General features: G+C 31.3%; 7 protein-coding genes. 4 read left to right on the forward strand and 3 right to left on the reverse strand.

From position 1 onward, the window contains the following. Positions 1–101: 101 nt before the first annotated feature. The 3 genes from LCI24_RS16570 to nadC are packed head-to-tail and all read right to left on the reverse strand — an operon-like array spanning position 102 to position 3651. Entirely contained in the window at positions 102–671 is a 570-nt protein-coding gene (locus LCI24_RS16570) for a pentapeptide repeat-containing protein (RefSeq protein WP_274641376.1), read from the reverse strand. After that, positions 672–2774: a M3 family metallopeptidase gene (locus LCI24_RS16575; protein WP_274641377.1), complete on the reverse strand. Its 2103-nt coding sequence runs from the start codon at positions 2772–2774 to the stop codon at positions 672–674. A gap of 16 nt (positions 2775–2790) precedes the next feature. Beyond that, a complete protein-coding gene (gene nadC / locus LCI24_RS16580; RefSeq protein ID WP_274641378.1) occupies positions 2791–3651 on the reverse strand; it encodes a carboxylating nicotinate-nucleotide diphosphorylase in 861 nt (286 codons plus the stop codon). A 641-nt stretch (positions 3652–4292) separates the two neighbouring features. Between nadC and LCI24_RS16585 the strand changes: the two genes are divergently transcribed. The 4 genes from LCI24_RS16585 to LCI24_RS16600 all read left to right on the forward strand — a co-directional run bounded on the left by LCI24_RS16585 (position 4293) and on the right by LCI24_RS16600 (position 12115). Continuing rightward, complete coding sequence (locus tag LCI24_RS16585; protein ID WP_047790487.1) at positions 4293–4520, forward strand: hypothetical protein; 228 nt, start codon at positions 4293–4295, stop codon at positions 4518–4520. 77 nt (positions 4521–4597) lie between these two features. After that, complete coding sequence (locus tag LCI24_RS16590) at positions 4598–6118, forward strand: TlpA family protein disulfide reductase (protein ID WP_274641379.1); 1521 nt, start codon at positions 4598–4600, stop codon at positions 6116–6118. 363 nt (positions 6119–6481) lie between these two features. Continuing rightward, positions 6482–7069 (forward strand): 2OG-Fe(II) oxygenase, encoded by a 588-nt coding sequence (locus LCI24_RS16595; protein WP_120187476.1) that lies wholly within the window; start codon positions 6482–6484, stop codon positions 7067–7069. A 693-nt stretch (positions 7070–7762) separates the two neighbouring features. Then, the gene (locus LCI24_RS16600) at positions 7763–12115 is read left to right on the forward strand and encodes a hypothetical protein (RefSeq protein WP_274641380.1); all 4353 of its coding nucleotides are present in this window, start codon (positions 7763–7765) and stop codon (positions 12113–12115) included. The last annotated feature ends 46 nt before the right edge of the window (positions 12116–12161 follow it).

The raw sequence follows: 12161 nt of genomic DNA on the forward strand, positions 1-12161 counted from the left end.
GTTAGCTTTTTGCTCTTGGCTTCTAGCATTTAATTTAGCAACTTTTTAACTTCACTTCTCAGCTTCTTTGTCACTTTGTTACTCCAATAACCCCAACCACATTACTCCACCACAATATCATATTTATACAATAGTCCTGCAATATTTTCATTAGAAAACTTTGCTTTTTTAACCCTATTGTTTTCAGGATCGATTGTAAAATTAGTGGCAGTTGTAAAATCTGCTTTTTCTAAATTCGTCCGATCAAAAATTGCTCCTTTTAAATCACAATCTTTAAAGAGACCTCTACTTAAGTCAGCTTCAACAAAATCTACTTCTTGCAAATTACAACTTATAAATTTTGTAGTGGGAATTTTTAATTGGTAAAAAGAAGATAAGTTTAGCTGGCAGTTATGAAAGCTCATTTCTAGCAAAAAGTTGTTGCATTCATTAAACTTTACCCCAACCATTTTACAATTTTCAAAAGTGCAATCTTTAAAAAAAGTGTGGTTTACCACTGTATTACTAAAGTTACAGTTGATAAACTCACACTCTAAAAATTCAATATTTGAAGCATGTACGTTCTCGAAATTGCAATTCTCGAACGTACAGCTGTCATATTCTCCTTTGTTGATTTTTGTTAGTGTAAAATCAACTTTTGTGAACGTTTCGTTGTCAAAGAAATCATTCATTTATTGTAATCCTCTCGCTTTTAACATTGGTTCAGCTTGTGGATCTCTTCCTGCAAAAACTTTATACATTTCTGCATAATCCATCGTGTTTCCTTTCGATAAGATTTGTTCTCTAAACTTCTGACCGTTTTCTCTGGTTAACAATCCGTTGTTTTTAAACCAATCGTAGGCATCGTGACTTAACATTTCTGTCCATAAATACGAGTAGTATCCTGCACCATATCCTCCGCTAAAAATGTGTGCGAAATATGTTGAACGGTATCTTGGTGGCACCTCATCAATCTTCAATTTCATTTTAGCTAATGCTTCTTCTTCAAATTTAGCTACATCTTCAATGTTTGTATCTGCTGATATGGTGTGCCATTGCATATCTAAATTAGAAGATGCTAAGTTTTCAATAATTGAATATCCTTGATTGAACGTTCCTGCATTCTTAATTTTTTGTAATAACGCATCTGGTATCACTTCTCCTGTTTTATAATGTAAAGCATAGTTATTTAATACCTCTGGATGAGTTGCCCAGTTTTCATTGAACTGCGATGGAAATTCTACAAAGTCTCTTGCCGTACTTGTTCCTGAAATTGATGCATATTTTTGATTTCCGAATAAACCGTGTAATGCATGTCCGAACTCATGGAACGTAGTTTCTACATTATCAAAACTGATTAATGCTGGTTCTCCTTCTGCTGGTTTAGGGTAGTTACAAACATTGTAAATTACTGGTTTTTGTCCTCTTAATTTCGATTGCTTTACAAAAGCTCCCATCCACGCACCACCGCGCTTACTATCTCTTGCAAAGAAGTCTCCGTAGAATAATCCTAACTTGCTTCCGTCTTCTTCAAAGATTTCATACACTACCACATCTGGATGATAGGTAGGAATGTCGGTACGTTTTTTAAAGGTGATTCCGTATAATTTTGTAGCCGCATAAAACACACCTTTTTCTAATACGTTGGTTAACTCAAAGTATGGTTTTACCTCGTCTTCATTTAAGTTGTATTTAGACTTACGTACTTTTTCTGCAAAATGATTCCAATCGTATGGTGCTAAGGTAAAATCGTTTCCTTCTTTGTTGATTTCTGCTTGAATTTCTTTCGTTTCAGCAGCTACTTTTGATAACGACCCCGGAATTAATCCGTTGAACATTTCAAATACTTTATCTGGTGTAGATGCCATTGTTCCTTGTAAACTCCAGCTTGCAAAGTTGTCAAAACCTAAGATTTGTGCTTTTTTAGCACGTAACGAAGCCATTTTCTTTACTAAATCGCTTGTGTTATACTCACCTGCATCAGTTCTGTGAATTGATTTTTCAAACAATTCTTTACGAACTTCTCTATTTTCTAAAGTTTGTAATAAAGGTTGTTGTGTGGTATTAATCAGTTGGATTTCGTATTTACCATCTTTCTCTAAACCTTTAATTGTTTCTTCTGAAAGTCCTTTTAACTGTTCTTTATCGGTAACCGTTAAACCTCCTTTTTTACTCGCGTCTAGTAACTTTTTTCCGAAGTCGTTAGATAAACTTGCTAATTCTGCATTGATTTCTTTTAACTCGTTTTTCTTTTCTTCAGATAAGTTAGCTCCTGCTTTTACAAACTTTTTATACTGTTCTTTAACCAAGTGTTTAGATTCAGCATCCAATTCTAGATTCTCTAAATTATCGTGTACCGCTTTTATTTTTTCAAACAACTTAGTGTTTAATAAAATTTCATCGTTGTGTTTAGAAAACTTAGGTGCTAATTCTTTTTGATTGTCTTTAATTGTATCGTTTGTATGTGCTCCTGCTAAAGCATAAAAAACAGCCGTAGCATTATCTAACGTTTTGCTACTTTCTTCAAGTGCAACAATGGTATTTTCAAATGTTGGCGCTTCTGTATTTGCTATAATTTTAGCTATTTCTTCATTTTGAACTTCCATACCTTTTAAAATTGCAGGCATAAAGTGTTCGTTCTTTATTTTAGTAAAATCTGGTGCTCCAAAGTCTAAAGAACTTTTTACTAATAATGGATTTTCTACCATGTTTGAAGTGGTTTCTTTTTTAGTTTGCTCTGTTTTACACGACATAGCTACTACTAGCGTTGCTATGAGTAATAGTTGTTTTTTCATGATGTATTAGGTTATATTAATCGACCGCTTTTAAGCTTAAATCCATATTGTATACTGAATGTGTTAAGGCTCCAGACGAAATAAAATCAACCCCACATTCTGCATATTCTCTAATGGTTTTTTCGTTGATTCCTCCAGAAGATTCTGTTAAACATTGCTCTCCTATCATAGCTACCGCCTTACGGGTATCTTCATAGTTAAAGTTGTCTATCAAAATTCTGTACACACCTTCGTTTTGTAAAATCTCTTCAATTTCTTCTAGGCTACGTGCTTCCACAATTATTTTAATATCCAATCCTTTTTCTGCTAGGTACTTTTTGGTTTTGGTAATAGCTTGTGTAATTCCGCCAGCAAAATCAATGTGATTGTCTTTAATCATTATCATATCATATAAAGCAAATCGGTGGTTTTCACCGCCTCCTATTTTTACCGCCCATTTTTCTAAAGCACGAATTCCTGGTGTGGTTTTACGAGTATCTAACACCTTGGTTTTGGTTCCTTCTAACAAATTAGCAAAAAACTTAGTTTTGGTTGCAATAGCACTCATACGTTGCATTGCGTTTAGCACCAAACGCTCTGCCATTAAAATAGACTGTGATTTTCCTGATACATAAAAAACAATATCTCCGTACTTTACGGGTGAACCATCATTAATCAACGTTTCAACTTTTAAATCGGCATCTACATAGTTAAACACCATTTTAGCAAACTCTACTCCAGCTATTATTCCTTCGTCTTTTACTAATAATTTTGCTTTTCCTGTTGCATCGGCAGGAATGCATGATAATGATGTATGGTCTCCATCTCCTATATCTTCTCTAATAGCATTTGCTATAATTAAATCTAACTCTTTATTAAATTGTTCTTGTGAAATCATAGTATTGAATTGTTGAGGTAAAAATACAATTATTTTTAGTTCTCCGTTTTGAGTTATTAGTTTATTGTTTGATAATTTTTACGGTTTCTTTACTAACAAAATTCTAAACCTGTTACAGGTTTTTTTTCATTTTCTACTACTTTGTGTGTATGGTATGTGTTTGGTTTATTTTCTCTTACCATGGTTTATTCGTTTTCTTTGCTTGTCCAAAGAAAAGAATCAAAAGAAAAGACACTTTTTCTTAGGAATTTTTCAGTTTTCACTGAAAAATTCCTAAGAAAAAGAGTTATAGTGTTTAGATTAGTTCTCGATATTATTTTTATTTTTTTATAATTTTAAAACATACAGTAACGTCTGTAAATTGAATTTCTTCTCCTAACAAAACACTAAAACACTAACAATCAACTACTAAAAACAAAAAACACAAGGAAAAACCTTACTTTTTTTACGGTTTTTTCAGCAAAAAAGTTATTATTAAAAGGTATCTTTGAAAAAAAAGAAAAAATTGCTCCTTGTAAACCCTACTCTTAAAAAACATTACTGATTTTAAACTTTTAAATATAAAATCATTCGCGAAGGATAGACACAAATGGTGAGTGTCTTTAATAGTTCACCAAAAAAATAATTTATAAAATTTTATTATGTTAAACAAAATTGTTAATCTAAATGGAGTTACAATCCTTAACAGGAAAGAACTTCACAGTATTGCTGGATCAACTTGTAGAATTGCAGTAAGAAATGAAGATGGTTCTTTTAGGCATTGGTCTGCAAAAGTTTATTCGGTAGAAGAAGCCCAATCTGCTTATCAACTTCAGCAAGAGTATAACGATGGTAGCTATGCTTCTGGATATTGTTGTGCCTCTTGTTAAAAAGAACACAGTTTAAACTAACTTAAAGGAAAGGTTTAAAAACCTTTCCTTTATTCCTTTAATAAATAAAATTAAAAATGACGTTGAGAAAATCTATTTCACTTATACTGTTTACACTTTTGCTCTTTTCTTGTACCAGTAAAAAAGACAATGAAGTTCCTAAGCTTAAAAATGAATTAATAGTTTGTATAGAAAACTATTCTGATAATCAAATTGCTTTAAGAAAAGAAGCTAGTTATCAAAACATTGATAAAAGTCTCTATACATCAAAAAAGAAGATAGACACTATTAATATAAAATTAGATAGCGGTGAATTTATTTATTTAAGTCATAAAAAAATTGTTCCAGATACTCTTTTTTTAGGTAAAGGTGATAGCATAAAGATTAAAGCTTATGAAGACAGAATAGAATACACTCTTAACTCCTACAACCAAAATAACAAGCAATTTAGAGAAGTAACTCAAAAGCTGAGAAAAGACAAAACCTATCAAAGCTTCAAAAAACAAATAGACTCCTTAACTGATATCTTTTATTCTATAAACCACAATAAAAAGCCGATGATAGGTAATAATGATTATCAAAAATTTGTTAGCTATCCTGTAAAAGTAAACAGAGATGTGTACCCTTCTAAACATGAAGAAGAAAAAATTCTTTTTAAACTATTGAACAAACTTTACGTATACAAAATTGATTTTTTTAAAAAAGAAGAGCTACCTAATGATTTAAAAGAGCATTTAAGATATAAGTCTTTAATAGAATATAACAATAAATTAAAATTATTCTATCGTTATTTCAAATCAAAAGCTGCTAAAGACAAACTCAATTCAACCATTTTTATAAACGACAGCCTTCTTTTAAACCCCTATTCCAAAACATTAATGCTTTCTTTCTTAAGAAAGAATGTAATTAAATCTAAACCTACCTATACTCGCTCAAGACAATACATTAACTATGTAGAGGCTTTTGATAATGCTCCTTTATATTTTAATGACTCACTTACAAAGTATGCTCGGTTTTTAAGTATTGAAGCTATGATTAATTTTGGAGAATCTTTTAATGTTACTAGATCAAAATTTAATGAATTTAAAAACCAATACCAAGATGACAGATTAAATACTATTCTGGAAGACAAGTATTTACTTGATATTGATATTTTTGACAATATTAAGAATGATGTAAAGCTTATAAATCATAATCAAGAAATAAGCTCTTTGAATGATTTAATAAAAAACAACAATGGTAATTACATATTTATCGATTTTTGGGCTAGTTGGTGTTTCCCATGTAGAGAATCTATGCCGGACTATCAAAAGGTGATAAATAAATTTTCAAAAGAAAAAATCACTTTCCTTTACCTTTCTATTGACAAAAATAAAGACAGCTGGTTGAGCGCTGTAAAAACTGAAAATATGGAAAGTTATCAGCATAGTTATATGGTACTAAATCAAGAGAGTGCAGAGTTTTTAAAATCAATTAAATTGATTAATATTCCAAGATATATACTTCTTGATAAACAAGGAAAAATCCTTCATGAAAATGCTCCTGGTCCTAAAGGTGATGAATTAACTATTTTTTTGAATAAATACTTAAGTAAGTAATATTAAACCTAAACATATAAAAGTAAAAACCGAACATTTTAGTTCGGTTTTTTTAATAACTAAATATCAAAACCTTGCATGCATTATTCTTGAGGAAAAGAACTATAGCTTTTAAATTAGTTCTCGATAGTTCTACTGAGCGAAGTCGATGTACAATTTTCGTACCTCAAAATCACTCGAACTGACAGTTTCCTATATTTTTGTCTCTAAAGGCATCAACAGGTTTAACACTCTTGGTTAAAATACTTGCTTTTACGGTATGCTTTTTATGGTTATTGGTTGTTTTTTTTTACTTTGCTGTTAAAAATCTAATTTTTATAAAGAGAAACTTACTTTTTCTTCGCTTTTAACTACTTAAATACTATGGCAATAAACTATCCTTTTGGTCTTCCTTTGAAACATAATTTTGCTGAATTTGTGCATTATAATGGGTTATTTCTTCCGCATGAAACGGAACGAATTCTTAATTTATGGGATGATAATGAAAAAATTAAAGCTACGCTGAGCGGAGCAGACACTTATGATGATGAGCTTCGAAAAAGTGATGTGATGTTTATTGATAATACTCCTGAAAACGAATGGATTTACAACCGATTGGCTGGTTTGGCTATTAAGTGTAACAACGAACGATATTGGTTTGATTTATTGGGGTTTCATAACAATTTGCAATTGGCTAGCTATACTGAGGGCGATTTTTTTGATTGGCATTTGGATTTTGGTGCTGGTGAAATTTCTGATAGAAAGTTGAGTATTTCCATGCAGTTATCTGACCCCGATGAGTATGAAGGTGGTGATTTACAGTTTATGTTTAATCAGAAAATTGTAAGTGCTCCTAGAGAGAAAGGTACCATCATTGTTTTTCCTTCTTTTATGATGCATCGTGTTACTCCTATTACCAAAGGGGTTCGTAAGTCTATTGTTGGTTGGGTTGCGGGACCTCCGTATAGGTAGTGGTTAATCGCTAGTTTTTAGTTTTTAGTTATTAGTGCTTAGTTGTTAGTTCTTGGGAGTTAGCGGTTTATTTCTATGTAAAGTTCTTATGATGTTACGGCAGTTGCCTTTGATAAAAAGGTCTGTGCCGTAGTGTTAACGGAGCATGCCGTGGTGTCTGCGGAGCATGCCGTGGTGTCTGCGGAGCATGCCGTGATATCAGCGACCCGTGCCGCAGTGTCAACGGAGCACGCCGTGATATCAGCGACCCGTGCCGCAGTGTCAACGGAGCACGCCGTGATATCAGCGACCCGTGCCGTAGTGTCTGCGGAGCATGCCGTGATATCAGCGACCCGTGCCGTAGTGTCTTCGGAGCATGCCGTGATATTAGCGACCCGTGCCGTGGTGTCTTCGGAGCATGCCGTGATATCAGCGACCCGTGCCGTGGTATCAACGGAGCATGCCGTGATATTAGCGACCTTGACTACTACATCTGAAATCGTTAATGACACCTAAAACTACTTTTATTACTTAAATAGTTGGACTTATGGGATTCCGTAAGAAAATTAAATTATTATTATTAAGTTCGTAGGAATATAAACAAACATAAAATACAATCATAAACCTACCAAAATGGTTGTATGCCATGCGAAAATAGAGCAAGCAAGCAAATAACACAATTGGATTTTTTCTGATATAATGAGAACTTAATAAATGACAGGAATTGGACAAATAGATTTTTCAAAACTGAAACCATATGATGGAAAAGTAACAAAATGTTTTGAACAACTATGTTATCAATTGGCAATTAAAGAATATGGACATCTTGGTAGTTTTACACCAATTGATGGTAGTGGAGGTGATGGTGGAGTTGAATTTTACCTGAAACATGACAATGGAGAAGTATGGGGTTGGCAATGTAAATTCTTCGGAAATTCTGGCCGACTCAATTTAAGCAATAGAAAAAAACAAATTGAAGATTCTTTAGAAACCGCTTGTAGAAATCATTCCAATCTAACAAAATGGACACTTTGTCTTAAAACTGACTTTACTGCAAATAGTATTAACAAAACAGGAAAACAGCAAAAAGGTGAACAAGATTGGTTTGATAATTCATTACCTAGTAAAATTCCGACAGGCAAACAAGTAACTCTCATTCATTGGGGTGAATCCCAAATATTAAATTTATTAAATAGTCCAAAAAACATTGGCACAAGAAGTTTCTTCTTTGGTGACCTAGAATTCAGTCAAGAATGGTTTAAAGAAAAGTTTACAGAAAACTTTGAGAAAGTTAAAGATAAATATGATTTTTACTTACATAGTATTGATAAATACACTCAGTCAAAAATAGATTTCATACTATTTAGTTCACACTATAATGAACATTTAGTTACTTTGGAAAAAGACTTACTTAAAAAATCAAACCAGATATTGTCTGCAATTAAAAGTTTCAGAGGTGAAACAATGGTAAGTAAAAAAGAAGAAGTCCAAAGAGCAAATTTTGTAGTGTATTGTGATGAATTTAAAAACCATCTATCGTTTACACTTGACAAAATTGAACTAATTAAAAAGTGTTTTATTAACTTTTCTGAAGACTTATTACCTAAATCCATTTTGCAAGAATTAGAAACTAATTTTATAAGCTTCTTTTTAAAAATTGATTTCACTGTTTTTGAAGAAAAAAGTAGAGCATACAAAGATGCTTCAAATATCTATGATCTAATATCTGAATTTACTGAAATTTATAATCGATTTTTCAGAAACTACTTTCATGAAAAGCAAAATGAACTTCATTTTATCGCTGATGCCGCAAAAGGAAAAACTCATATTTCATGTGATATAGCATTTAAAAAAGTTAAAGAAGAAATGCCTGTTATATTCATTACAGGAGATAAATTCACAAGTGAAACCAATTTATTAGAAGCAATAAAACGAATTCTTGATATTAATCAGCAGTTCTCCTTTGATCAATTTATTCAAGCACTTGATATATATGCTTCAATCGTAAAAAGTAAAATACCAATTGTTATTGATGGATTAAATGAAACAATATTTAATCGCTTCTTTTCACCAATATGGAAAAATCATATCGAAGCTTTAGCTTCTAAAATATCCAAGACTAAAAATATCATCTTAGTAACAACTTGTCGTACTTCTTACATTGAAAGGATTTGGAATAATACTCAGCATAATAGATTTCATTTTTTAGATGGATTTGAAGACCATGAAACTATTCTAGAAGCTGTCAATAAATATTTCAAAAAGTACAAGCTAAATGCTGAATCATTCTTCGCACCTATAGAAAAATTCAGAGATCCAATATTTCTTAAAATATTTTGTGAAATAAAAAATCCAAACTGGAGAACAAGTAAAGAAATCCATGTTAATATTGAAGAAGAATCCACTTATGACATATTTAATGAGTACCTAAATCAGGTAAATAAAAGGGTTACCTTAAATAATCCTATTCTTAAAAAGAACGAATTATTTATTTCTGAAAGTTTGGCTAAGCTTTCAACCTATTTATGGGAGAACGATTTGAGAGAAATCCCTATAAAAGAATTTTATAATCTATTTGATGGAACCGAGCAATATGAAAAGGATAAATCAAGAGCAGAGATTTTAATAAATGAAGGTTTGGTGGTGACTCGTGACATGAGAGTAAAACAGGAATATGTTAGTTTTACATACGATATACTTGCTGGATACATGATTAGCGAAAACCTAATCAACAATAAACAAAATCTGAAGTATTTTGTTAGTTCAGAATTCATCAATAAAATAATTAATGAAAATGGCCAACACCCTTTGTTTGAAGATGTAATTTCAGCTCTATGTTTGTTGTTACCACAGTTAAAAAGCACTTCATTTCATAGTATAATAGAGAGCGACAAAAAACTAAATTTCACAAAGAGTAAAGCATTTAAATATTTGCCAAAATATTTTACAAATAAATTTTCAAGACGAATATCATTTTCAAAATCAGTATTTAGTAAATCAATAACTTCTCTGTTTAGCTTGCCTGCTGAATATGTAAAGGATGAAGACAAAAAACTTATAACTAAGTTATTTTTTAGTTCTAGTCAAAACATGAAGCATTTCTTTGACCTTTCTTTTAAAACATTAAGTGATTTACAACACCCTCTAAATGCATTATTCTTATCTAAACTTTTATTGCTAATGCCAATGAATCAAAGAGATGTTAATTGGACGGAATATATTAGAAAGAAATCCTATGACCTTGAAAGTTATATCGCCGAGTTTCTAGTTCAATGTAAGAATACTAAGGAAGAATCAACATCAGTAATTAAGAAACAACATATTATTGCGAGTTTTTTTTTATGGTTTTTAACTAGTACCAACAGAGCATTACGGGACGATACAACTAGAGCACTTTACTACTATGGTAGAAAATTTCCTAAAGAGTTTTCTTCAATGGTATTTGACTCATTAAAAATTAATGACCCATATGTATGGGAGAGAACATTAGCTGCTCTGTATGGAGTTGCAATGGCTGAACATAACTCAATTATTTCAGATAAATTTAGAACAACATTACTCCCTGAAATATGTAAAAACATCTATAATAATATGTTTAAAGAGGATTCAACTTTTTCTACCACACATATTTTAGCAAGAGATTATGCCAGGAGAATATTGGAAATCGGTCTTATTCACCATCCTTCAATATTAACAAGCTCTGAAATTAAAAACATAAGACCTCCTTATGAGTATGGTGGTATTAGAAAATTGGGAGAAATTAATTATGATGCGAAGGATCATGACTATTCTGACCCCATACAAATGGATTTCAGTAATTACACTATAGGAAGAATAGTCAAAGATGGAGGTTCATATTCTAATCCACCAGAAAAAATTAAAGTTCGAAAACAAATCTATTGGAGAATTCATGATTTAGGTTGGGATTCTGAATATTTCAAAAAAGCTGAAAAGAGTCTAAGTAATGCAAATTATTATAACAGAGGTAGAACAGAAAGAGCGAAGATTGAACGTTACGGAAAAAAGTATTCATGGATTGCCTATTTCGAAAATGCTGGTCTAAGAGACGACTTAGATTTATTAGATAATGAATGGGAAAGATTTAGAATTTCTGATGCTGATATTGATCCTAGTTTTCCATCTAAACCCATAAGTAAATTGTTTATCAAAGAAGATTTATTAGGCGATAGAAACAAGCCTCTTATTGATTGGTATGAAAAGGGAGGAATGCCTTTTATTGAAGATTATCTATCTATTAAAAACTTACCAAACAATAATGGAGACTGGATTTGTTTAGATGGTTATATTAGTCAAGATGATGTTACTGCTGAGAGACACCGTTTTACATTCATGAGAAGTGTACTAATAAAAGAAGACGATTATGACGAGGTCTTTAAATTATTAGAGAAACAAAATATGGGAGGAAGATGGTTTCCAGAGAAACATACAAATTATTACACTTATTCAGGTGAATTATTCTATTGCTCAGATTCAACTTATGAGAACTTTACAAGTTTAGAATTCATAACGGCTAAAAAGAAAGTTAAAATTAAAAAAGGTGAACCAGGATACTTTCCAACGATTCTTTGGGATAATTATAATAATGGAATAAGTTTAAAAAAAGAATTTCCTGATGAAATTGAGAAGGAAATATCTGAAAAAAAAGAATTTGAGGTATTATTACCTGTAATGGAATATAACTGGGAAGGCCATCATAGTCATCTTAATGATGCTGGACATTCTACTGTGATAGCTAAAGAAATAGTTAATCATCTAGAACTTCTAGACCAACCCCAGACTTTTGACTTATATGAGTCTAATGGTGAAAAAGCTTCATTTAACGTAAACTATTACGATAATTATAATAACAGTCAACAATTGGTATATATTAGAAAGGACTTACTGAATAGATTTTTAAAAGAAAAAAAAATGAAATTTGTTTGGATAGTTTGGGGAGAAAGAGACGTAAGATTTAAGACTAATGAAAGAAGGGAAAAGTTTTTTAAAACTCATCCTTTCAAAGATCGTCAAGTATTTCAAAAAATTAAAAAATATGAAAATGAATAGTAAAGGCTACTTACTAAACTCTGATTTAAAAAAAGCACGAGCATAC

The organism is Tenacibaculum larymnensis (genome assembly GCF_028829235.1).
Taxonomy (GTDB): Bacteria; Bacteroidota; Bacteroidia; order Flavobacteriales; family Flavobacteriaceae; genus Polaribacter; species Polaribacter larymnensis.

Coding starts and splice junctions, on each gene's coding strand:
- nadC (WP_274641378.1), bottom strand. CDS start 3,651: ATGATTTCACAAGAACAATTTAATAAAGAGTTAGATTTAATTATAGCA.
- LCI24_RS16585 (WP_047790487.1), top strand. CDS start 4,293: ATGTTAAACAAAATTGTTAATCTAAATGGAGTTACAATCCTTAACAGG.
- LCI24_RS16600 (WP_274641380.1), top strand. CDS start 7,763: ATGACAGGAATTGGACAAATAGATTTTTCAAAACTGAAACCATATGAT.
- LCI24_RS16570 (WP_274641376.1), bottom strand. CDS start 671: ATGAATGATTTCTTTGACAACGAAACGTTCACAAAAGTTGATTTTACA.
- LCI24_RS16590 (WP_274641379.1), top strand. CDS start 4,598: ATGACGTTGAGAAAATCTATTTCACTTATACTGTTTACACTTTTGCTC.
- LCI24_RS16575 (WP_274641377.1), bottom strand. CDS start 2,774: ATGAAAAAACAACTATTACTCATAGCAACGCTAGTAGTAGCTATGTCG.
- LCI24_RS16595 (WP_120187476.1), top strand. CDS start 6,482: ATGGCAATAAACTATCCTTTTGGTCTTCCTTTGAAACATAATTTTGCT.